Annotated in this window: 19 protein-coding genes; 11 read left to right on the top strand and 8 right to left on the bottom strand. The window is 71.6% G+C overall.

Annotated features, from left to right (window positions below; translation table 11 throughout):
- Nucleotides 1-88: 88 nt before the first annotated feature.
- The 4 genes from OG844_RS42595 to OG844_RS42580 all read left to right on the top strand — a co-directional run bounded on the left by OG844_RS42595 (nt 89) and on the right by OG844_RS42580 (nt 2793).
- Nucleotides 89-364, top strand: a complete 276-nt coding sequence (locus OG844_RS42595) for a hypothetical protein (protein ID WP_406387916.1) — start codon at nt 89-91, stop codon at nt 362-364.
- A gap of 380 nt (nt 365-744) precedes the next feature.
- Nucleotides 745-1731: a dihydroxyacetone kinase subunit DhaK gene (gene dhaK, locus OG844_RS42590; protein ID WP_406387917.1), complete on the top strand. Its 987-nt coding sequence runs from the start codon at nt 745-747 to the stop codon at nt 1729-1731.
- 37 nt (nt 1732-1768) lie between these two features.
- Nucleotides 1769-2386, top strand: a complete 618-nt coding sequence (gene dhaL / locus OG844_RS42585) for a dihydroxyacetone kinase subunit DhaL (RefSeq protein ID WP_406387918.1) — start codon at nt 1769-1771, stop codon at nt 2384-2386.
- Nucleotides 2383-2793, top strand: coding sequence for a PTS-dependent dihydroxyacetone kinase phosphotransferase subunit DhaM (locus OG844_RS42580; RefSeq protein ID WP_406387920.1), 411 nt, complete (start codon nt 2383-2385; stop codon nt 2791-2793). The genes dhaL and OG844_RS42580 overlap by 4 nt, the downstream gene beginning before the upstream one ends.
- 57 nt (nt 2794-2850) lie before the next feature.
- Here OG844_RS42580 and OG844_RS42575 read toward each other — a convergent pair whose 3' ends face one another.
- Complete coding sequence (locus OG844_RS42575; protein WP_406387921.1) at nt 2851-3984, bottom strand: GH12 family glycosyl hydrolase domain-containing protein; 1134 nt, start codon at nt 3982-3984, stop codon at nt 2851-2853.
- A gap of 271 nt (nt 3985-4255) precedes the next feature.
- On the opposite strand from OG844_RS42575, the gene OG844_RS42570 reads away from it, so the two are divergent.
- Entirely contained in the window at nt 4256-5668 is a 1413-nt protein-coding gene (locus OG844_RS42570; RefSeq protein ID WP_406387922.1) for a nucleobase:cation symporter-2 family protein, read from the top strand.
- Nucleotides 5669-5756: 88 nt separating this feature from the next.
- Here the strand turns inward: OG844_RS42570 and OG844_RS42565 are convergent, their stop codons facing one another.
- Entirely contained in the window at nt 5757-9185 is a 3429-nt protein-coding gene (locus OG844_RS42565; protein ID WP_406395978.1) for a phosphodiester glycosidase family protein, read from the bottom strand.
- A 275-nt stretch (nt 9186-9460) separates the two neighbouring features.
- Between OG844_RS42565 and OG844_RS42560 the strand changes: the two genes are divergently transcribed.
- Nucleotides 9461-9958: an NUDIX domain-containing protein gene (locus tag OG844_RS42560; protein ID WP_406387923.1), complete on the top strand. Its 498-nt coding sequence runs from the start codon at nt 9461-9463 to the stop codon at nt 9956-9958.
- Here OG844_RS42560 and abc-f read toward each other — a convergent pair.
- The 4 genes from abc-f to OG844_RS42540 all read right to left on the bottom strand — a co-directional run bounded on the left by abc-f (nt 9922) and on the right by OG844_RS42540 (nt 14248).
- On the bottom strand, nt 9922-11619 hold the full coding sequence (abc-f, locus tag OG844_RS42555) for a ribosomal protection-like ABC-F family protein (protein ID WP_406387924.1): 1698 nt from the start codon (nt 11617-11619) through the stop codon (nt 9922-9924). The two genes, OG844_RS42560 and abc-f, sit on opposite strands and share 37 nt — an antisense overlap.
- 311 nt (nt 11620-11930) lie before the next feature.
- Nucleotides 11931-12101, bottom strand: a complete 171-nt coding sequence (locus OG844_RS42550) for a hypothetical protein (RefSeq protein WP_406387925.1) — start codon at nt 12099-12101, stop codon at nt 11931-11933.
- Between the two features lie 107 nt (nt 12102-12208).
- On the bottom strand, nt 12209-13423 hold the full coding sequence (locus OG844_RS42545) for a PP2C family protein-serine/threonine phosphatase (protein WP_406387927.1): 1215 nt from the start codon (nt 13421-13423) through the stop codon (nt 12209-12211).
- Between the two features lie 27 nt (nt 13424-13450).
- The gene (locus OG844_RS42540) at nt 13451-14248 is read right to left on the bottom strand and encodes a GNAT family N-acetyltransferase (RefSeq protein WP_406387928.1); all 798 of its coding nucleotides are present in this window, start codon (nt 14246-14248) and stop codon (nt 13451-13453) included.
- Nucleotides 14249-14906: 658 nt separating this feature from the next.
- On the opposite strand from OG844_RS42540, the gene OG844_RS42535 reads away from it, so the two are divergent.
- From OG844_RS42535 to OG844_RS42520, 4 genes are all read left to right on the top strand, one after another.
- Nucleotides 14907-15779: an RNA polymerase sigma factor SigF gene (locus tag OG844_RS42535; protein WP_406387929.1), complete on the top strand. Its 873-nt coding sequence runs from the start codon at nt 14907-14909 to the stop codon at nt 15777-15779.
- A 292-nt stretch (nt 15780-16071) separates the two neighbouring features.
- On the top strand, nt 16072-17433 hold the full coding sequence (locus tag OG844_RS42530; RefSeq protein ID WP_406387930.1) for a bifunctional o-acetylhomoserine/o-acetylserine sulfhydrylase: 1362 nt from the start codon (nt 16072-16074) through the stop codon (nt 17431-17433).
- The gene (locus OG844_RS42525) at nt 17430-18587 is read left to right on the top strand and encodes a homoserine O-acetyltransferase (RefSeq protein ID WP_406395979.1); all 1158 of its coding nucleotides are present in this window, start codon (nt 17430-17432) and stop codon (nt 18585-18587) included. Before OG844_RS42530 ends, OG844_RS42525 begins: the two co-directional genes overlap by 4 nt.
- 33 nt (nt 18588-18620) lie before the next feature.
- Complete coding sequence (locus OG844_RS42520; protein WP_406387931.1) at nt 18621-19880, top strand: sulfite oxidase; 1260 nt, start codon at nt 18621-18623, stop codon at nt 19878-19880.
- 67 nt (nt 19881-19947) lie between these two features.
- Here the strand turns inward: OG844_RS42520 and OG844_RS42515 are convergent, their stop codons facing one another.
- The gene (locus OG844_RS42515; protein ID WP_406387932.1) at nt 19948-20826 is read right to left on the bottom strand and encodes an NAD(P)-dependent oxidoreductase; all 879 of its coding nucleotides are present in this window, start codon (nt 20824-20826) and stop codon (nt 19948-19950) included.
- 54 nt (nt 20827-20880) lie between these two features.
- Entirely contained in the window at nt 20881-21504 is a 624-nt protein-coding gene (locus tag OG844_RS42510; protein WP_406395981.1) for an adenosylcobinamide amidohydrolase, read from the bottom strand.
- A gap of 340 nt (nt 21505-21844) precedes the next feature.
- Here OG844_RS42510 and OG844_RS42505 point away from each other — a divergent pair, with 340 nt between their 5' ends.
- Complete coding sequence (locus OG844_RS42505; RefSeq protein WP_406387933.1) at nt 21845-22864, top strand: PRC and DUF2382 domain-containing protein; 1020 nt, start codon at nt 21845-21847, stop codon at nt 22862-22864.
- Nucleotides 22865-22939 lie beyond the last annotated feature (75 nt).

The raw sequence follows: 22939 nt of genomic DNA, 5'->3' as shown, positions 1-22939 counted from the left end.
GCGGTGCCCCTCGGGCACCGCGCCGTTGCCGGTCCTGGGGCCTGGTCCAGTGGTCAAGCGGGAACGGGCAAGCAGCGCTTCGACCGCGATGGGCCGGCTCACGAGCTTCGTGAGGGGATTCTCCGGAACCACGACCACCTCGGCAGTCATCATCACCGTCGGCGGACTGATGCTGTTCCTGGCCGTCCACGGCGGGATCCGCGGCACAGCCCGCGTACAACTGGCCGAAGTGGCTATTCTGCTGATCGCTGCCGTCGTCCTCGCCGCGATGGTGCTCCGACGCTTCGACTGGGACCCCAGCCGCCTCCTGGACGCCGCTGCTGCGGGCAGCGGATTGGGCGACGCCCTCCTCGGTCCGGGCTGAGTCCTCCACCCGAGCAATGCCCACGCTCAGCACTACCGGAAGCTCGCAGCATCAGCCTTCACGAGGCGCACCGACTGACACTCCCGCAGCGTTTCGCCACCGGCCCCGCCCGGAGATTCGAGGTGCAGGGTCGCCCCGCCACTCGTGCGAGTTGCTGGGCGGCAGTCGTACGCGGAGGCGCCGGTCGAGATGCAGACCTCGACCGGTGCGTTCCGTTCCACCGGGCGGGCACTGAGGTCACATTCGACCTCCAGCCCCGCCGGACACCGCCCGAGAGACCCACCGGCCACCACAACCCACGAACCCCTTCAGACCTACTGAGCGGGCAATAGCCTGGACCAGGGCCCAGCCCGCAACCAACCCAGGAGGAACCGTTGAGAATGCTCATCAACGTGCCGGAGACCGTCGTCGCCGACGCCCTTCGCGGCATCGCCGCCGCCCACCCCGAGCTCACCGTGGACGTCGAGAACCGTCTGGTCGTGCGGCGCGACGCGCCCGTGGCCGGGAAGGTGGGGATCGTCTCCGGCGGCGGGTCCGGGCACGAACCCTTGCATGCGGGGTTCGTCGGGCCGGGAATGCTGTCCGCCGCGTGTCCCGGGGAGGTCTTCACCTCCCCCGTGCCCGACCAGATGGTGCGGGCCGCCGCCGCGGTCGACAGTGGTGCGGGAGTGCTGTTCGTCGTCAAGAACTACACCGGTGACGTGCTGAACTTCGACATGGCGGCCGAGCTCGCCGAGGAGGAGGGCATTCGGGTCGCCCGGGTCCTGGTCGACGACGACGTGGCGGTGGCCGACAGCACGTTCACGGCGGGCCGCCGCGGCACGGGCGCGACGGTGTTCGTCGAGAAGATCGCCGGTGCCCTCGCCGACGAGGGTGCGCCGCTCGAAAGGGTGGAGGCGGTGGCGCGGCGGGTGAACGAGTCCTCCCGGAGTTTCGGGGTGGCGCTCAGCGCGGTGACCACTCCGGCGAAGGGCAGTCCGACCTTCGATCTCCCGCCCGGGGAACTGGAGTTGGGCATCGGGATCCACGGGGAGCCGGGGCGGGAGCGGCGCTCGATGATGACGTCCGGAGAGATCGCCGATTTCGCCGTCCACGCGGTGCTGGAGGATCTGCGGCCGAACGGTCCCGTGCTGGCCCTCGTCAACGGGATGGGCGCGACACCGCTGCTGGAGCTGTACGGGTTCAATGCCGAGGTACATCGGGTGCTGTCCGAGCGGGGCGTGGCCGTGGCTCGTACGCTGGTGGGGAACTACGTGACGTCGCTCGACATGGCGGGCTGCTCGGTGACGCTCTGTCAGGTGGATGAGGAGATGCTACGGCTCTGGGACGCGCCGGTTCAGACGTCTGCGCTCCGCTGGGGCCGGTGAACCACTGCCCGGCACGCGTGAGGGAACAGGAGATCTTGTGCTCGACACCGACTTCTTCCTTCGCTGGATGGCCGCCACCGCGGCGGCCGTCCAGCGTGAGGCGAGCCGTTTGACCGACCTCGACGCCGCGATCGGGGATGCCGATCACGGAAGCAACATGCAGCGCGGCTTCACCGCGGTGACGGCTGTACTGGAGAAGGATCCTCCCGCGACACCCGGGGCCGTGCTGAGGCTCGTGGGGCGGCAGTTGATCTCGACGGTGGGCGGGGCGTCCGGACCGCTGTACGGGACGCTCCTGCGGCGTACCGGAAAGGCGCTGGGCGACACACCCGAGGTGACGCCCGGTCAACTGGCCGAGGCGTTCGGTGCGGGCGTCGCCGCTGTGGCTCAGCTGGGCGGTGCACAGGCCGGCGACAAGACGATGCTCGATGCGCTGCTGCCCGCCGTCGACGTGCTTGGGGTTTCGTTCGCGGCGGCCCGGGACGCGGCGCAGGCAGGTGCGCTGGCGACCGTGCCGTTGCAGGCGCGCAAGGGCAGGGCCAGCTATCTGGGCGAGCGCAGCATCGGACATCAGGATCCGGGTGCGACGTCGTCGGCGCTCCTGGTCGCGGCGCTCGCCGAGGCCGCGGGGACGAGCGGCGGAGGAGACGCGTGAGTGAGGAGAAGCAGGTCGGGATCGTCCTGGTGTCGCACAGCGGCCCGGTGGCCGAAGCCGTCGTGGAGCTGGCCAAGGAGCTGGCGGCCGGTGGGGCGACCGCCCCGGTTGCTGCGGCCGGGGGCACCTCCGCCGGAGGGCTCGGGACCAGTGCGGAGCTGATCGCCGGGGCCGCGAGGTCGGTGGACAGGGGCGTGGGGGTCGCGCTGCTCGTCGATCTCGGGAGCGCGGTGCTGACGGTGAAGGCCATGCTGTCCGAGGGTGGCGAACTGCCGTACGGCGCACGGCTGGTGGACGCGCCGTTCGTCGAGGGCGCGGTCGCCGCCCTGGTGACCGCGTCGGCCGGGGGCGATCTGGCCGCGGTGGAGGCAGCGGCGGCGGACGCTTACGACTACCGCAAGGTGTGAGCGGAGGCAGGCCGTCCCGCGCGCGGCGGGGCGGCCTGCCAGGAGTCACCCGCGTGTTCAGGTCACCGTGCAGACCGCTCCGTTGAGCGTGAACTGCTGGGGCTCGGTGAAGGTACCCGAGTACGTGCCCTGGAAGCCGAACGACTGGGTGCCGCCTGCGGCGATCCGGCCGTTGAAGCCCACGTTGGTCGCGGTCACCGCGCCCGAGGACGGCGAGAGGGCCGCGTTCCAGGCTTGGGTGACCTTCTGTCCCGACGGCAGGGTGAAGCCGAGCTTCCAGCCGTCGACGGGTGCGGTTCCGGTGTTGGTGACCGCGACGTCGGCGGTGAATCCGCCCGACCACGAGTTCGTGCCGTAGGCCACGCGGCAGGTGCCGGGCACGGGCGGCTCACCCGGGTTCTCCGTGCCGCCACCGGTGTTGACGGCCGAGGAGAAGGAGGTCACTCCGAGGCCGGCGCCGTTCTGCCAGGGCTCGAACCCTGCCTGGACGCTGGTGAGGTACCACGAGGGCTGGGCCATGCCCCGGGCGACGGTCTGGTCGACGAAGTCCATGACGTCGAAGGTCCAGCTGCTGATCGCGGACGGTGCCACGAACGAGATCACGTCGTTGCCGCCGTTGCTCCCGGTCCAGACCTCCCAGGTGCGGCCGCCGACGGAGGCGGTGCCGGCCTGCGAGCCGATCGGCTGGATGGGACCCACCCGGTTGAACCAGATCATGATCTCGGTCCGGTTGACTCCGTCGGTCTTCGGCTCCGGGTCGAGCCAGATGTCGTAGGACGCGTTGTAGACCGCGTTGGCGACGTAGGCGTACGTGATGCTGCTCGGCGCGCTGCTGATCGAGCTCAGCCGCTCGGGGAGTGCGGTCCCGGGCGAGCAGTTCGTGTAGTGGCAGCCGTTGAAGACGGACGGGTAGGACTTGGGTGCCCCGTTCGTCGGAACCGACCCGCCGGCCCTCTCGACGGTGAAGCCGTTGGCGGTGACGTTGACGCACTGTTCGTCAGCGGTGCCCCAGCGGTTGTTCTGGACCACGTACCGCCCCTGGATGACGGCCGTGCCGTACTGGTCGCAGATCAGGGTGTCGGCGTGAGCGGGTGTCGCGACCGTGCCGAGCGCCGCGAGCGAGGCCAGTGCCACGAGTAACGCCGTCACGGCGCTCCGTGCGGACCTGAGAGAGGCGATGAGGCTCTTCATGATGTCCTTTCGGTAGGACCCGATGATGGGAGCGCTCCCAGTTCTTGCTCCGGCGTGGAACCTATGGGGCTGTCGGGACTCTCCACAAGGGCCCCTCCGTAACACTTCCCGCGCCACCCCACGCCGGACGCCGCGCGGACGGGTCGCACACGGTCCGGCGGGTACGACACATCCCGGCAACAGGCACGCAATCAACAAATTGTTTAAAGCCCATACGGTCTCGTGCTGTTGGACCTTCTCCGTCCCTCCCCGCCCGCCCTTGGAGCGCCCCATGGTGTCCGCAACACCCGTACATCCCGTCGACGCGGTCCCACCGATACGCCAACTGGCGGCCTTCGGGCTGCAGCATGTGCTCGCCATGTACGCCGGCGCGGTGGCCGTGCCGTTGATCGTGGGCGGCGCGATGAAGCTGCCGCCCGCCGATCTGGCCTATCTGATCACCGCGGACCTGCTGATATGCGGGGTGGCGACGCTCATCCAGTGTGTCGGTTTCTGGCGCTTCGGTGTGCGTCTGCCGATCATGCAGGGCTGTACGTTCGCAGCCGTCTCGCCGATGGTGCTGATCGGCACGCAGGGCGGCGGGCTGCCGGCCATCTACGGATCCGTGATCGTCGCCGGACTCGCGATCGTCCTCCTGGCCCCGGTCTTCGGACGGCTGCTGAGGTTCTTCCCGCCTCTCGTGACGGGCACGGTGATCCTGATCATCGGTGTCTCGCTGCTGCCGGTGGCCGGCAACTGGGTGGCCGGCGGCGCGGGTGCGCCGGACTTCGGCGCCCCGAAGAACCTTGCGCTGGCGGGCTTCGTCCTGGTCGTAGTCCTGGCTGTCCAGGGCTTCGCGCCGGCCTTCCTGAGCCGGATCGCCGTGCTGATCGGCATCGCGGTGGGCCTCGCGGTATCGGTGCCGTTCGGGTTCACGGACTTCGGCGGGGTCGGGGACGCACACTGGGTGGGCATCAGCACGCCCTTCCACTTCGGCGCTCCGACGTTCCACGCCTCGGCCGTCATCGCGATGCTGGTCGTGGCCCTGGTGACGATGACGGAGACGACCGGGGACTTCATCGCCGTCGGCGAGATGACCGACCGCAGGGTCGAGCCGCGCGCCCTGGCCGACGGGCTGCGGGCCGACGGTCTGTCCACGGTCCTCGGTGGCGTGTTCAACACCTTCCCCTACACGGCGTTCGCCCAGAACGTGGGCCTGGTCGGCATGACCAAGGTCCGCAGTCGCTGGGTGGTCGCCGCGGCGGGCGCAATCCTCGTCCTTCTCGGGCTGCTGCCCAAGCTGGGCGCCGTCATCGCGGCCATTCCGGCTCCGGTGCTGGGTGGTGCGGGCCTGGTGATGTTCGGGACCGTCGCGGCGAGCGGTCTGCGAACCCTGGCCCAGGTCGAGTTCAAGGACAACAACAATCTGACGATCGTCGCCGTCTCGGTGGCGATGGGTGTGCTGCCGGTCGGGGTGCCGACGCTCTACGACCAGTTCCCGGCCTGGTTCCAGACGGTGATGCACAGCGGGATCAGCGCGGGCTGTCTGACGGCCATCGTGCTGAACATTCTCTTCAACCACCTTCACTCGAAGCCGGGTTCACGGCCGGAGGCCGCCGCCGCCCCGGTCGGCGTGCCCGTCGGCCGGGGCGAGGAATCCGTCCGGAAGGCCGGCGATCAGAAGGCCGACGATCAGCGCGTCTGAACCGTCCGGGCGCGGTGCGGCCCCGGCCGCACCGTCGGTTCCAGGGGTCGGTGCGGCACCCTTCGGAGGGTGCCGCACCGGTGGTGGTTCAGGCTGCCGGGGCGAGCACCGCCCCGGCAGCGACCTCGATCCGCACCTGCCGGGTCGTGCCGTTCACACTCACCGCGAGGGTGACGGTGCCCGGCCGCAGGGCGATGAGCGTGCCGGTGACCGGGTCCAGCGCCGCGACGTGACGCCCGCGGGTATCGCCCGGTTCGCCGATGTGGAGATTCGGGGAACCGGTCCAGTCGGCGCTGAGCGGGAAAGCGACCGGCACGGTCCTCGCCCCCTGGGTGACGCTCGCGCCGACCTTCGTACGCTCTCCCGTGCCGATCACGGACGGCACGTCGAGCGTCAGGGCGTCGACGTGGGCACGCGTCTGGGCCGACACCCAGTCGGGTCCGCCCTGCCACGGCCGGTGGCGTGCCGTCGTCTGCTCCGCGGGCGACACGCGGTCGGCGCCGATCAGGCTCCAGCCGGTGAAGCCCCCCTCGTCCGCCGGCCCTGCCGGTGCCTTGCCGGAGTTCCCGTTGATCAGATACGGGACGCCGTCGACGTGCGAGGCATGGAAGACGCCCACATGACTGCCGATCAGGGCCGCCCCCTTGCCCGTCGTGCGGCGGAAGCCGGCGAGCCACTGTTCGACGAGAGCAGCTTCCTTCCTGTCTCCGAGCTGGCTGCCCTTCTGGACGGTGGGGTCGCGCGGCGGCACGTGCTCGACCAGCATGACGGAGCCGACCGACGAGTCCTTCGCTGCCGCGTCCAGCTGCGCGCGCAGTTCCTTGATCTGGGCGAAGCCGCCGCCCCGCAGGCTGAGGCTCGATGTGTCGAGCGTGATGACACGGGTGCCCTTGTGGTCGAACGTGCGCTGGGCGGGGCCGAATTCGGTGATGAAGTTGTCGATCTTCCCGCCCATCACCTCGTGGTTGCCCGGTACGTAGTACCAGGGCAGTGTGTCGCCGAGTTCCTCCTCGAGGACACGGCGGGCGAAGGCGAGGTCCGCGGGTGATCCCTCGTCGACGAGGTCTCCGTTGACGACCAGGAAGTCCGGCTGTGCGGCCTTGATCTCCTGCAGGGTGCGACGGGCCTGCCGGACGATCGCGCTGTCCGGGTCGCGGGCGACGAACTGGGCGTCGGACATCACCGCGAACTGCCAGTCCCTGCGTTCGGTGACGGCGGCCGGGTCGATCAACGGGTCCGCAGGGGCTGTCTGTTCGGGCAGCTCGACGGTCGGGGGCACCTGGGCGGACAGGTCGTCGATGACGATCTCACCGGTGTACTGCCGGGCGGCCGCCGTCTCGGCGAGATAGAAGCGGTGTACGGACAACGGCATCGCCACGCCCTGCGGTACGGCGAACGTGACCTGGCGCCAGCCCGTCCAGGTGACGTAGGGGCCGCGCAGCAGCTGGTCCGAACCCGCGGCGTCCTTGAGGTGCAGGGTCGGCCAGGCGCCGTTGCCGTCACCCTTGATCCACAGGGTGAACGACTGGGGCTGGCCGGGTACGGGGACGGGCTGCGGTGGCGCGGCGTAGGCGGCGCGCGTCGCGGTCGACATGGTGAAGTCGTAGGTGAGCCGCAGTCCGGTACCGGTGTGCCCCTCGGGTGTCGCGGCGAGGGAGCCGGCCGCCCTGGCCTGGCTGAACTTCCAGGACCCGGCGTCGTCGAAGGCCGACACCGCCTGCTCGGTGAGCCCGACGCTCACCGCGAGGGTGGTGGTGGCGCCCTGGACGGTGGCCTTGATCTGTCCCGCACCGCTGCCCGTGCGGGACCTGACGGTGAACGAGCCCCGGCCGTCGTCGCCGATGTCGAACAGGGCCCGGTCGTAGTCGAGAGTGACGTCGTCCGGCTCCACGGGTGCGCTGGTGCCGTGGGCGTCGAGGCCCACGATGCCGAAGGTGCCGGTTGCCTGCGTGTCCGCGAGGCCGACCCGGACCGTCGTCGGCTGGATCCGGACCAGCCGGTCCAGGACGGTGAGCGTGGTGGCGCCGTGGGCACCGGCCCGTTCCGCCCGCACGTCGGTCGTGCCGCCGCGGCGGGCGGTGAAGGTGCCGTGGGAGTCGACGCTGCCGATGGCCGGGGCGGTGGTGCGCCAGCGCGGAGTGCCTCGGGCGGGCCCGTACGTCTCGTCGAACCCGGCGGCCGTGAGCTGTCGCGTCAGGCCCGGGAAGACGCGCTCGGGGTGGCCGCCCCCGACGGGGTCGGCGCCGGGGGCGGCGCCGGCCGGTGTGCGGGTCTCCACCCAGAATCCGTGGAGGCTGCCGCTGCCGTCGGGCGCGGTGAGGGCGAGGCCGTTGGGTACGGTGCGCTCGCTTCCGTCGGACGGGCTGTTCTCCACCTGGAGCGTGTCGCTGCCGGGTTCGCGGGCGACGAGTGTCGACGAGCCGCCGCCGTCCAGGTTGAGCGCGCTGTACGAGCCCGCCTGACGCATCATCAGGCCCAGTTCGGTGAGCGTGACGCCGCCGCTGTCGGTCTGGCGGCCGTCGACCGTGATGACCTGCATGGTGCGGCCGTCCTTGGAGAAGCCGACCGCGGTGCGGGGCGCGGCCGTGTTGTTGCCCTCGCCGTCGTGGTTCTGGGCGGCGCCGTCGACGACCAGGAGCTCCCTGCCGCCGACGGCGGTCCGCGGCACCGCACCGCTGTCGGTGCGTGCCCGGTACTCCATGGCGACGGGGTCACCCGGCTGCAGAGCGGTCAGCAGTGCCGCTCCGGCCTCGCGTCCGACGAGGACGGTGGTGCCTTCTGGTACGGGCCCCGAGCCCGGGGTGGCCGACACGGAGACGACCCTGCCGTCCTGTACGGCTGCCTCGGCGACGGGGGACGCGCCGTCGACGGTCAGGGCGCGGTCCGCGCTGCCCCAGGCGGAGGTGTAGGCGCCCACTCCCCCGGCGGGCACGTTCGCGGCGTTGTACGCGGCGAGGGGATGCTGGCCGGAGGGAAGCGTCAGGCTTCCCTCGAAGTACAGCTGCAGGACACGCCCTGCGTTCTCCGGCCCGATGCCCACAGCACGGTTGACGCCCGGGGCGGGCGAGTGGACCGGGCTGCCGTCCTTGATCCCGGGGCCCTGCGGCGCTCCGGTCTGGTTGATGTCGAAGAAGTCCGCGTTGATCGCGGCCACGGTGCGCCGGCCCTGACCCGGGTCGTGCCCGGCGGCCAGTTCGGAGACCGTTCGCCGTTCCGCGACCTTGCCGGCCGAGAGGTAGTCGGCGCGCGCTCCGCCGTCCAGGTCGACCGAGAGGGTGTCGACCCGTAGCCACTTGTCGGATTCGAGGCGGTCGTAGGAGCTGAGCCGGATGCCGGGGGCGAGCGGCCGGGAGCTCCGGGCGGTCTCGATGCCGTCGCCGTCCACGACGGCTCTCGCCCCACCCGACGGACTGCTCGCGGGTGGCGGGGCCACCGGTCTGAGGACCTCGGCGGAGTTGCGGGGGCGCGGATCCGGACCCGAATCGGCGGCTGCGGGCGCTATGGCCCCGACCGTCATCGCGGACACCGTCGCGAGCAGCACGAGCGGCCGCACTGCGGTGCCGAGTATGCCAAGGCCCACAAGTCCTCCTGGTGCAGAGCTGGTTGCGCCGGCAGTAAGCGCTGTCGGCGCACAGCATGGCCGGGCGTGCGGTGCCGCACCAGAGGACAACGGGGACATCAGGAGAAACAGCGGGCGGCGAAGGAATGACCGTCGGACCGGGTGGCTCGGTTCTCGGCCGAACGGGCGGCCGTCGATGGCCTTCCGGAACACCGCCCGGCAGACTTGGCGACATGCCGACATCAAGGCGCAGTGCGGGCGTTCTGCTCTACCGGATCACCGGGGGCGGGCGGGACGTCGACGTGCTGATCGGGCACATGGGCGGCCCGTTCTGGGCGGGCCGCGAGGCGGCTTCCTGGTCGATCCCCAAGGGTGAGTACGAGCCCGGGGAGGAGCCGGCGGCAGCCGCCCGGCGGGAGTTCGAGGAGGAGCTGGGGCTGCCGGTACCGGACGGCACGTGGGTGTCGCTCGGCGAGGCGCGTCAGTCGAGCGGCAAGACCGTGACCGTCTGGGCCGTGGAGGCCGAACTGGACCCCGCGCAGGCGGTTCCGGGAACGTTCACCATGGAGTGGCCCAGAGGGTCCGGTGTGCAGCGGGAGTTCCCGGAAATGGACCGGTTCGCCTGGTGCACACCGGACGAGGCCGCGGAACGCCTGGTGGCGGGCCAGCGCGTCTTCGTCGACCGGCTGCGCGGTTACGTCCGGGACGGGCGGGCGCCCACGGACCCGTAAGTCCCGGAATCCATGTTCCCGGCGCCCGTCACCGGGCGGCCGGCCCGCAGTTCGAGACGGTCCCCCGTGAAGCGGCTGCGGAAGCTGCGGTCGTGCGAGACGACGACGACGGCGCCCCGGTACCGGGCGAGTGCCGCCTCGAGCTCCTCGACCAGGCTCAGCGCGATGTGGTTCGTCGGCTCGTCCAGAACCAGCAGATCGGCGGGCCTGGTCACCAGGCGCGCCAGGGCCAGCCTGCGCTGCTGCCCGACGGAGAGCGCGGCGACGGAGACGGTCAGGTCTTCGGGACGGAAGAGGCCGAGCGCCAGCAGGTCCTCGGCGTACTCATCGGCGAACCCCGGCCGGCCCGCGGCGAACGTGGCGAGCAGCGAGCGGCGCGTGGGCCTGACGGGGAGTTCCTGCGGGAGGAAGCCGATCCGTGCCCGGCGCCGGACCGTGCCGGCGTCGGGCGCGAGGTCCCCGGCCAGAACGCGCAACAGGGTGGACTTGCCCGCACCGTTGGGTCCGGTGATCAGGAGTCTCTGCCCCGGGCCGATGCGCAGCGCCGGCAGGTCCAGGCGGTCGCCGACGACGACGGAATCGAGCTCGGCCGGCGGCTCGGAGCTCCCTGCCCCCGGGCCGGCTGATGTCGCGAGTTCGGCCGTGAAGCTCAGCGGGCGGGGAGGCGCGGGCACAGGCGTGCGGCGCAGCGCCTCCAGACGGGTCCTTGCCGCCCTGACCTGCCCTGACAGTTTGGCTTCGTGTGATCTGCGGTGCTTGCCGAAGCCCTGCCCGGGATCCTTGCCGGTGGCCGCCAGACGTTGACCGGCCGCGCCCACCAGCTCCTCGGTACGGGCCAGCTCGGCCAGCCACTCCTGGTGCTCCTGCGCCCATCGCCGACGTGCGGCCGCCTTGGCCTTGCGGTAGCCGTCCCAGCCGTCCCCGTACCGGGAGACGCCGCGCAGGTCCCGGTCGACCTCCAGGATCACGGTGGTGGTCCGCTCCAGGAACGCCCGGTCGTGGGTGACGGCCACCACGGTGCCGCGGTGGGCGCGGAGGTGGTCCTCCAGCCAGGTGACGGCGGCGACGTCGAGATGGTTGGTGGGTTCGTCGAGCAGGAGGAGTTCCGGAGCGGCGGCGAGTACGCAGGCCAGGGCCAGTCGGGACTGCTCCCCGCCGGACAGGGTGCCGAGCCTGCGGTCCCGGCCGAGGTGGCCCGAACCGAGGCCGTGCAGCGCCGCGTCGGCCCGGGCGTCGGCCTGGTACCCGCCGCGTTCCTCGTACGCCGACAGCAGGTCACCGTACGCACCGAGCTCCGCTTCGGTGGGATTCCCGTCGGACATTGCCGCTTCGGCCGCGCCGATCAGGCGCTCCAGGGTGCGGAGCTCGGCGAGGGCCGCGTCGATCGCGTCCTGGACGGTGCTGGCGGGGTCGAGCGTGAGGGTCTGGGCGAGGTAGCCGGTGCCGCCGGGGAAGGTGACGGTGATGTCGCCGCTCTCCGGGGCCTCGGCCCCGGCCATCAGACGGAGCAGGGTGGACTTGCCGGAACCGTTCTCGCCGATGACGCCGACCTTCTCGCCGGGACGGACGGTGAGGGACACCTGGTCGAGGACGGGTCGGTCTCCATAGGCCTTGGAGACGTCTTTCATGGACAACTGGGCGCGGTGGCACTGGGGAGTCATGAGGGCTTTCCCTGGGGTGACAGGCCTCGGCAGCGCTCAGCGGAACAGCTGCGGGGCGGCGGTGTCGGTCGGCGGGAAGGACTGCGGCACGACTGCGCGACCCGGTGGGTCACGCGGCGACGCTCGGCGTCGCGCGGCGGCGTCCTGGCCGGGAATCAGAGAAAGAAGGAGTACGAACCCATGCGGTCAGTGTAATCACGCTCCGACGGATACCGGCATCGGTTTCGGCCGGGGCGGCCCGGAGCTGTGCGCTCCGAGCCGTCGTCGTGGGTCGTCGGCGGTGGCTGTCGGGCTCGCAGGGCGTGCCGGGGTCAGGTCAGGCGTACCGGCAGCGCGCCGAATCCGTGGGCGATGAACGACTCGACCTGTCCGGCCGGGACCGACAGGTCGGCCAGGCGCAGTTCCGGGAACCGGGCGAAGAGTGCGGGCGGCGCGATCGTCGCCCCGAGCCGGGCCAGCGGCACGCCGATGCAGTAGTGCACACCGTGGCCGAAGGAGAGGCGTTCCTTAGTTGTCGAGGGTCATGTATGCGACAAGACTGGGGCGGCCGCCACTTCGTGGGACCGCTCTTCGGGGCAGCAGGCGAGGGTCAGTGGTCGCTCAACGCTCCCGTGGCGTGCTGCGCGTCGTCACCTTCGGGCATCCGGCGCAGCCTGCCCGTGTCCTGCGGCCTGCTCAGGACGAGCGCCGCCACGTCGTCGCGGCGCACCCCTCCGGAGAACTTCTCCAGGTCGGCCTGGAGCGCGTCCAGCACCTGGCGGGGGTCGCGCCCCGCCCACTCGGCGAGCCGTTCGTCCAGCGGGTAGAAGGTCCCACCGGAGTCGCGGGCCTCGGTCACCCCGTCCGTGAACACCAGGAGCGCCGCGCCGTGAGGAAAGGCGAGCCACTCGGCGGCGCGCGCCTCCGTGCTGAGCTCCGCCATCCCGAGGGGTACGGACGTCCGGTGCAGGGGCACCTTCGACACCGACCCACCGCGCAGCAATCTCGGCGGAAGGTGTCCGCAGTTCACGGCCCGCACCCGGTCGCCGCCGTCGAATCCGAGCAGCAGGGCGGTGACGAACCGCTCGGCGTCCCCGGTCTCGGCGGAGAAATGGTTGTGCCGGGCCACCGCGGCCTCCAGGGCGTCGGCCACCCCGGTGAGCTCGGCCTCCCGGATGGCCGCTTCGCGGAAGGCACCGAGCGCGGCGAAGCCCGCGCCGATCGCGGGCAGTCCCTTGCCCTGGACGTCACCGATGATGACCCGTGTCCCGTAGGGCGACTGCACGACGTCGTAGATGTCGCCGCCGACGAAGCGGTCCTCCTCGATCGGCTCGTAGATCCCGTGCGCCCGGACCTGCTCGGTGACGATGGGCAACGGCCGGAGAATCTGTCGCTGGAGTGCCACGGCCGCCGAACGCAGCCGGGCGATCTCCCTGGCATGCCGGATACGGGCGGCGCAGGCCGCGACTCCCAGGGCGCTGGCCACAGCGGTGAAGCAGATGACGAAGGTGACGTCCCAGAAGGCCCCGGCGGACCCGATGAGGGACGCGGCCACCACGACCGTGACCCACAGCGCCACACAGATCGTCTGGCGGACCGTACAGAAGACCGAGGCCAGCGCGGGCAGGACCACCAGGAGCGGAATGATGGGCAGCTCCTCGCCGCTGAGGACGTCGAGGAGGACGACCATGACAGACAGCAGCACCAGCCCTGCGGCGAGCGCCCAGCTCCTGACGCGGGAGGCACCGGCCGCCGCCTCACCCGGATCCGTCCCGGGCAGCGGCGTCCGGCGCGCCGCTGCCGGCAGCCGGAGCCCCATGACCACGAAAGGCCTCTCGCCGATTCGTCGGTGTCATCCCACCTGTTCCAAACTACCTTTCCCTCGGGCCGGGGTCCTGGCGTCGGTGCGCCGCTCCGGTTCCGCAGGGACCAGCGCCGAGAGGAACGCGGTCCGGCGGCGCAGCCGGAAGCCGAGCGATTCGTAGAGCCGGATGGCGTTGACGTTCGACGCGGCCGCGTGCAGGAAGGGCGTCTCACCGCGTTCCTCGATGCCGTGGGCGACGGCCCGAACGAGCCGCGTCGCGAGCCCCTCCCCTCGTACGGACTCATCGGTGCACACGCCACTGATCTCGGTCCAGCCGGGCGGGTGAAGCCGCTCGCCCGCCATCGCGACGAGCACCCCGGAGCGACGGATGCCCAGATAGGTACCGAGCTCGACCGTGCGCGGCAGGAACGGGCCGGGCCGGGTGCGCGCGACGAGTTCCAGCATCTCCGGCACGTCGGCGGGGCCCAGGAGCACCGCCTCCGGGTCGGGTGCGGTGTCCACGCCGTCGTCCACCAGCTGCACACCCTCGGCCTGGAAGACGATCTCCCAGTCGTCCGGCGGCGGCTCCCGGAAGGCGGTGAGGGTGATGGACTCGCCCGGCCCGGCGAGCGCGGCGACATCGGCCCAGTCCTGCGCCTCGGGCCGGTCCGGCAGGGCGAGCCACGGGGTGACGTCGGGCGGGTAGCGCAGGATCCTGCCCCGGTGCTCCGCGAAGTGGGCATGGGGTCCGGTCAGCGAGGCGCGGGCCGGATTGTCCAGAGGGTGCGCCGCGTCGCCCAGAGGGTGCGCCGCGTCCGGACGCGTCGGGTCGCCGGAGGAGCTCATGCCACCGCCCCGCTCGCGTGCGCACCGACCCCTTCGGGTGCCACTGCCCGGATCCGAACGGCGGCACCGACGAACGGCACAGGAAGTCGGCTTCCCGTTCCGGGTCCGTCATGGCGGTCGCGTACACAGGCCTTGGGCATGGGCTCCTCGCTCCGGTTGGTCTCAGCAGCTGACGACAGCATCGGAAAGCCCATTCGCCATGCACCTATTCCCGGGACGTCCGACTGTTCATGAGCGTGTAATCAAGGCACCGGGCAGCGGCCCTCGACGGCCGGTGGCGGGCTCGCCCCGGCAGCCGCTGCAGGACAGTCGGCCGGATCGCGGGCCGCTAAGGGGATCGTGCCCCCAACGTGCCCTTCGCTGTGGCACCCTGGAGACGGCCGCCCCACCGGGCTCCCCCGTACCGGTGGGGCGGTTCCGTGCTTGCTCGCGCCCAGGGGCGGTTCCGTGCTTGCTCGCGCCCAGCGGGCCTGCGGGACGGGCTTCCGGGAACGGCTCCTCTGGACGGCCCCCAGGGACGGCTTCTGGGGCGATAGCGATGATTCCCGGCCAATTCCGGGCACATATGCGGCTCAAATCCGCCTTTCACGCATGCGGGCAGAGCCTCCGGGAAGGCGCCCAGACCTCATGGCCTACGACCTGAGGAGCGTGACGGCATATGACGGAGCACACCGCGCAGACCGCCGACGTGACGCGAGCAGGAGCGGCGGACGAGCTGCCGTGGATCGAGGACGCGGGAAAGATCGCGCCCAAGGACGCACGCACCCTGTCGAAGCTCTTCTTCGACCGGCTGCAGGTGCTCGAGGAGGGCACGCCCGAGTACCAGTACGCGCGCAACACGCTCATCGAGATGAACCTGTCCCTCGTCCGCTTCGCCGCGGGGCGCTTCCGCAACCGGGGCAGCGGCGACATGGAGGACATCGTCCAGGTCGGCACCGTGGGCCTGATCAAGGCCATCGACCGTTTCGACCTCTCCCGTGAGGTGGAGTTCACCTCGTTCGCCGTGCCGTATATCGTCGGTGAGATCAAACGGTTCTTCCGCGACACCAGCTGGTCCGTGCATGTGCCCCGGCGCCTGCAGGAACTGCGGGTCGAGCTCGCCAAGGCGAAGGAGACCCTGTCGGCCGGCCTGGACAGGGACCCCACCGTGCACGAACTCGCCGAGCATCTGGGCCTCGAGGATGCGGAGATCACCGAGGGCATCGTCGCCGCCAACGGTTACACGGCGGGATCGCTCGACATGCCGACCGACGCCGCGGATTCCGCGGGACACATGACGAGCGGCCGCACCTACGCGGATGTGCTGGGGAGGATCGACCCCGCCATGGAGGCGGTGGAGAATCTTCATGCACTCGCGCCCCTGCTGGGTGAACTCGACGCGCGTGAGCGCCGCATCATCGACATGCGGTTCGGCCAGGAACTGACGCAGGCCCAGATAGGCGACCGTCTGGGGATCTCCCAGATGCATGTCTCCCGGCTGCTGGGCCGCATTCTGGACAAGCTCCGCACCGGGATGTTCACGCAGGACTGACACCCGGCCCCGACCCCGACAGGCATCTCGTCGGGAGCCCATCGGGGCCTCCCCACCGCCTCCCGTGCCATCCCGGTCCGCCGCACTCCGCGCGACATGCGCGGAGTGCGGCGGACCGATTCCGGCAACACAACTGCCCTCTGTTGCTGCGGTGTTGCAGGTTCGTGGCCATCCCGACGGCACGCTTCCACCCCCTCGTGCGGCCCTCTACGGTCCGTAATCAGCCCGTCGCCGCCGCGTCGCCATCCGTGCTCGCGCGCATCCGCCACTGAACCACCGTGCGAGGAATGACATGAGCCAGCCCGTCGACTCCGTCACCGCAGGACACACTCCGCAGGACCACGACCGGCAGGACGCCGGGGCCGCCTGGTCCTTCGAGACCAAGCAGATCCACTCCGGTGCCGTCCCGGATCCCACGACCGGTGCCCGTGCGGTACCGATCTACCAGTCGACGTCCTTCGTCTTCCGTGACACGCAGCATGCGGCCGACCTCTTCGCGCTGGCCGAGCCCGGCAACATCTACACCCGGATCCACAACCCCACGCAGGACGTCCTGGAGCACCGGATCGCCGCGCTGGAGGGTGGAGTCGCCGCCGTGGCACTCGCCTCCGGACAGGCCGCCGAGACGCTCGCGCTCCTGACGCTGGCCGGCGCCGGCGACCACATCGTCTCCTCGGCCTCGCTCTACGGCGGTACGTACAACCTGTTCCGGCACACGCTCCCCCGGTTCGGCATCGAGGTGTCGTTCGTCGAGGACCCCGACGACATCGAGGCGTGGCGGTCGGCGATCCGGCCCAACACCAAGGCCCTGTTCGCGGAGACGCTCGGCAATCCGCGCGGCGACGTCCTGGACATCCGGGGCGTGGCGGACGCTGCGCACGGGGCGGGGATTCCGCTCGTCGTCGACAACACCGTGCCGACCCCGTACCTCCTGCGGCCCCTCGAGCACGGCGCGGACGTCGTCATCCACTCCGCGACGAAGTTCCTCGGCGGGCACGGCACCACCATCGGCGGTGTCGTCGTGGACGGCGGCACGTTCGACTTCGGTGCCCACGCGGAGCGCTTTCCGGACTTCCACACCCCGGACCCGAGCTACCACGGTCTGCGGTACTGGCCGGACCTGGGGCACAGCGCCTTCGCCGTGAAGCTGCGGGTCCAGCTGCTGCGCGACCTGGGGCCCGCCCTCTCTCCGCACTCCGCGTTCCTGCTGCTCCAGGGTGTGGAGACGCTGAGCCTGCGCCTGGAGCGGCACACCTCCAACGCGCTGACGCTCGCCAGGTGGCTGGAGGGCCGCGACGAGGTGTCGGCCGTGCACTACGCGGGGCTGGAGTCGAGTCCCTGGTACGCAGCGGGGCGGCGCTACCTGCCGCGCGGTGCCGGAGCCGTGCTCGCCTTCGAGCTGCGGGACGGGGTGGAGGCGGGCAGGCGGTTCGTGGACGCGGTCGAGCTGTTCAGCCACCTCGCCAACATCGGTGACGTACGGAGCCTGATCATCCACCCCGCGTCCACGACACACAGCCAGCTGACCGAGGAACAGCTCGCCGCCACGGGCGCCACCGCCGGCCTGGTGCGGCTCTCGGTGGGTCTGGAGAACGTGGACGACCTCAAGGCCGATCTGGAGGCCGGCTTCCGCGCCGCCAAGGCGTCGTCCTGAACCGGGTCGCCACGTCCCCCGCACTCCCTCTCCCGCCGGCCGCCGGAGGCTGGCGGGAGGGGGATCCGTCCGGCCGCCGCTCCTGGGTGGCGCTGGACCGTCCGCTCAGGCTCGAGTCGGGGTCCGAGCTGCCGGGCGTACGGCTCGCGTACGAGACCTGGGGCAGGCTCGCGCCGGACGGCGCCAACGCGGTGCTGGTCCTGCACGCGCTGACCGGTGACAGTCACGCGGCGGGCCCTCCCGGCCCGGGGCATCCGACCGCGGGCTGGTGGGACGCACTGATCGGGCCGGGCCGGGCGTTCGACACCGACCGCTGGTTCGTCGTCGCGCCGAACGTTCTGGGCGGCTGTCAGGGCAGCACCGGTCCGTCCTCCCGGCGCCCCGACGGCACCCACTGGGGAACCGACTTCCCGTATCTGACGGTCCGCGACCAGGTGGCGGCCGAGGCCGCGCTCGCCGACGCTCTCGGCATCGGCCGTTGGGCTGCGGTCGTCGGCGGTTCGATGGGGGGCATGCGTGCCCTCGAATGGGCGGTGAGCCGGCCGGACCGTACGGGATCGCTGCTGGTACTCGCCACCCCGGCCGCGGCGTCGGCGGAACAGATCGCCTGGGGCAGCGTGCAGATCTCCGCGATCCGCGCCGACCCGGGCTGGCGGGGCGGCCGGTACCACGACGCCCCGCCCGGCTCGGGTCCGCACCGTGGGCTCGGCCAGGCTCGGCGGATCGCCCATGTCACCTACCGCAGCGAGGCGGAGCTGGGCGCGCGGTTCGGCCGGGAGGCGCAGTCCGGAGAGCTTCCCTCGCAGGGCGGGCGCTACCAGGTGGAGTCGTACCTCGACCACCATGCCGCCAAGCTGGTGCGCCGCTTCGACGCCGGCAGCTATGTGACGCTCACCGCGGCGATGAACGGACACGATGTGGGCCGGGGCCGCGGCGGTGTCGCGCAGGCGCTGCACCGTGCGGGCATGCCCGCGCTGGTCGCGGGAATCGAATCGGACCGGCTCTATCCGCCCTCGCAGCAGGCGGAACTGGCGGCGCTGCTGCCCGGTGCGGACCGGCTCCGGATCATCGCATCACCTTACGGACACGACGGTTTCCTCATCGAGACCGGCCAGGTGGGCCGCCTCGTAGAAGAGTTACTGCCCGCTTCGTAACCGCCCTTCCCCTCCCCTACCCCTGGAGCGCCCATGAGTTCCGTAGAGCCGTCCGAAGCCGCGTACGACCGGATGAGACTGCGTCAGTGGTCCCGCGGCGGCGCCAGATCGGCGGGGGTCGACCGCCGCGATCTTCTGAAGCTGGTCGTGGCGGCGTCGGCTGCCGTCCCGCTGATACCGGCCGCCGCCTCGCCGGCCCATGCGGCGGGAACCCTGGCAGGGGTGGTGAAGCCGCTGCCGCCGGAGCTGTTCACGGTGCGCGGCACCAACGCGGAGACGAACTTCGCCGCACTGCGCGACACCGGGCTGCTCACCCCCGTCGACCGCTTCTTCGTCCGCAACCACACCGCGACACCCCGCATCGAGGCGGCGGACTGGACGCTGACGGTCTGGGGCAGCGGGCTGGAGGGCGGGCCGGTGGACTTCTCGTACGCCGCGTTACGCGCCCTGCCGTCCGTCACCCGTACCGCGTATGTCGAGTGCGCGGGCAACGGCCGCAGTTTCTTCACCTCGCAACAGAACCAGCAGGTCAGCGGCACCGCCTGGACCCTCGGTGCGATCGGTACGGCGCGCTGGCGCGGGGTGCGGCTCGCCGATGTGCTGCGGCTGGCCGGAATCGGCAGGAACGCGGTCGACGTCCTGCCGCGTGGACTGGACGCGGAGGTCGTCAGCGACGGGACGAACCTGGGCCGGGTGCGCAGGCCTCTGCCGGTGTCGAAGGCTCTGGACGACGTCCTCCTCGCCTACGAGATGAACGGCGAGCCGCTGCCGCCCGACCACGGCCATCCGGTCCGGCTGATCGTCCCGTCCTGGGTCGGCATCGCGAACATCAAGTGGGTCGGTGACATCGAGGTGAGCGCGGAGCCGCTGCTGAGTCCGTGGAACACGGGCCTGTACCGGCTGTTCGGACCCGGGTACCCGCCGGAGGGCAGCGATCCGCTGACCCGGCAGACGCTCAAGAGCGCCTTCGAGGTGGCGCCCGGTGCCACCTTCGCCGCCCACCGCAGGCACCTGCTCACGGGCCGGTCCTGGTCGGGCGGCGCACCGGTGCGTCTCGTCGAGGTCAGCACCGACGGCGGCACCCGGTGGCGGCCCGCCCGGCTGCGCGACGAGCCCAGGAGCGGCAGCTGGGTCCGCTGGACGGCCGACTGGGTTCCGAAGGAGACCGGCCCCGCCGTGCTGCTCGCCCGGGCGACGGACCGGTCGGGCCGTACCCAGCCTGCGACGGCGGCCCACAACGCCCAGGGCTACCTCTTCGACGCGGTGGTCCGCCACCCCGTGACGGTCGCCTGAACCGTCCCGCCGCTATTTCGACGCGGTGGTCCGCCACCCCGTGACGGTCGCCTGAACCGTCCCGCCGCTATTCGGCGCGGCCCGCGTAGTACGTGGCGATCATGTCCTCGGCTCCGTGTCCGGCCGCCTCCGCCCGGGTGAACCGCTCGGCGGAGGCGGCGACCAGATCCAGCGTCACCCCGGACGTCTCGGCCGCGTCGAGGATCAGCCGGGTGTCCTTGAGCGCCGTGGAGAGCGCGAAGCTCGGGGTGAGGTCACCGGAGAGCACCGCGGCGGACTTGCCCCGCAGATACGGGGTGTCGAGCGGGCCGCCCCTCACCGCGTCCAGGAACAACTGCGGGTCGATACCGAGCCCTTCGGCGAGATTGAGGCATTCGTCCACGCCGTTGACCAAGTTGATCACCCAGGTGTTGGTGACCAGTTTGAGCCGGGTGGCCGCTCCCGGGTCCTCCCCGACCCATACGGTGCGCTGCCCGATCGCGTCCAGGACCGGCAGCGCCGTCGCGCGGGCGGAGGAGGGACCGGAGACGAACACCGTGAGGGTGCCCTGCTCGGCGGGCTGCCGGGTTCCGGAGACCGGGGCGTCCAGGTAGACGAGTCCGAGGCCGGCGGCCCGGTGGACGAGGTCGGTGGTGGCGTCGAGGCCGACGGTGGAACTCTGCAGCCAGACCTGTCCGGGGCGGAGTCCGGGGGCCGCGGCGGTGAGTGTCCGGGCCACGGACGGGCCGTCGTTCAGCGCGGTGAGGACGACATCGGCGCCGCGCACCGCTTCCTCCGCGGTGTCCGTCACGGTTGCCCCGTCCGCGGCAAGAGGCGTGGCCTTGGCCTGCGTACGGTTCCAGGCGCGGACGGGGAGTCCGGCCCTGAGCATGCTGCGCGCCATACCGGATCCCATGATCCCGGTGCCGAGGACCGCGACGGTCGGCGTGGGGGCGGCGGTGGTCAAGGGGGCATTCCCTTCCTCGGTGCGCCCCGCACGGCTGCGGCGGAGCGACGGGACTCAAGCCTGCCGCAGCGCGCCGTCGAGTACGGCGCGGTGTACGGCCCGGGCGAGTCGTGATCCCCAGCGTGAGCGCGGGCCGGCGAAGGGTTCCCCGGCCTGCGACCCGGGGTCCGGAGCGGCGACGCACACGGCGTCCGTCGGGGTGCCCGAGCAGTTGAGGCCGGCGTCCACGAGCGCTTGGACCTTGGCTTCGGTGGCCGTTGCCACGGCGTTGACCAGAGCGGCGTCGGAGAGGGCCACGGGGACGGTGACGACGATGTTGACCGTGCCCGGCGGCAGCGGGCCGTCGGTGCCTCCCGCCGGGTCCGCGGCCCATCCCCGTACCCCGAGACCGCTGGTGACGGTGGCCGTGACGCCCGCGTCGCACGCGACGGTGTACGCGGTGACGTCCGCGGCCGTCATCAGACCGGCCCCGGGGCCGCCGAGCTCCTCGGCCGCGGCGATCTCGGCGAGGTGCCGGTCCGGGTCCAGCCGCGGGTATCCACCCGGTACCTGCGCATTGAGAATCCAGGCCCGCGGCCCTATGCCGCCGCCCAGGACAGCGCTGCTGCAGACCCGCCAGCCGGGTCCCAGCCGCCAGACCAGGTGGTGGAGGCGGAGGCCTTCCTCCTGCCTGGCCAGCAGTTCACCGCGCTGTCCGGGGATGCGGGTCCGTACGGATTCGATGGCGCACCCCCGGGGACAGGCCGCCCGACGGTCGGCGACGGCGCGTCGATCATACGTGCGGAGCGGGACCGCATCCCCGGTGCACCCATGAGGGTGCTCACCCGAATGGCGTAACGGATGGAAGGGGCCGATACAGGCTTTGCGCGGGGCCACCGCCCACCCCGGCTGCTCCGGGCCGCCCACTGCCCGAGCCGGGAGGTTGCAGCGTCCAACCGGGTGAGGCGCGATGGAAGCCGGACGCGTCTTCTCTGCTGGACCCACCCACAGGGCGTGCCCGGGCGAGGAGGAATCGGCCATGGGAGCCGCTGACGGTTTCACGGATTCCGGAGAACTCGACGGTCTGACCGTCTACGACAGTGATGGCGAGAAGGTCGGCAGTGTAGGACGGGTGTACGTCGACGACGACACCGGCAAGCCCGACTGGATCACGGTCAAGACCGGCATGTTCGGCATGAAGGAGAGCTTCGTACCGCTCGCCGGAGCCCGCCGCGTGGGCTCCGACCTGCACGTCTCGCACACGAAGGACCGCGTCAAGGACGCCCCCCGGGTGGACGCCGACGCTCATCTCTCCGTGGCCGAGGAGGAAGAGCTCTACCGGCACTACGGCATGACCAGGAAGACCACCGGCACCGACGGCGGCGACGCGCGCACCACGTCCGGCACCGGAACGGCAGCCATGGGCGCCGCCGGAGCCGCGGGAACGGCCGGCGCCGCGGGAACGGCCGGCGCCGCGGGAACGGCCCGCCCCGGGACGACCGGCAAGGCGACCGCGGTCGGCACCACGGGCGCAGCCACCTCGGGGGCCGGCATGGGCAGGCACCGTGACACGGAGACGTCCTCCACGTCGCGCCCGCTCGCCGGAGCCGGGGCCGGGGCCCAACGGTCCGCCGCGGGCACCGGGGGCCGGGAGGAGATGGTCCGTTCCGAGGAACAGCTCCTCGTCGGTACGGAGGAGTACGAGAGCGGAAAGGCACACCTGCACAAGTACGTCGTGACCGAGAACGTCACCCGGACCGTACCCGTGTCCCACGAGGAAGTACGCGTGGTGCGCGAACCCATGCGGCCGGGCGAGAAGTCGACCGGAACGACGAGCATCGGCGAAGAGGACGTCGAAGTCACCCTGCACGCCGAACGCGCCACCGTCCGTAAGGAGGCCGTCCCGGTGGAACGCGTCCGCCTCGAAACCAACAAGGTCACCGAGCAGAAGGAAGTCTCCGCCGAACTCCGCAAGGAGAAGATCGACTACGCGGACGGCAAGGACATGGGCAGCGGCAAGGACACGGGCGGCGAGTTCGGCCAGGGACGCCGCCGCTGACCCCCTCACTCAGCGGCGACAGGCCGCGCGACAAGCAGCGAGGGGCGGGACCCGGACGACAAGGGCCCGCCCCTT

Source organism: Streptomyces sp. NBC_00887 (assembly GCF_045207585.1).
The sequence above is the reverse complement of the archived record's forward strand: the minus strand, read 5'-3'. Positions and strand labels throughout refer to the sequence as shown.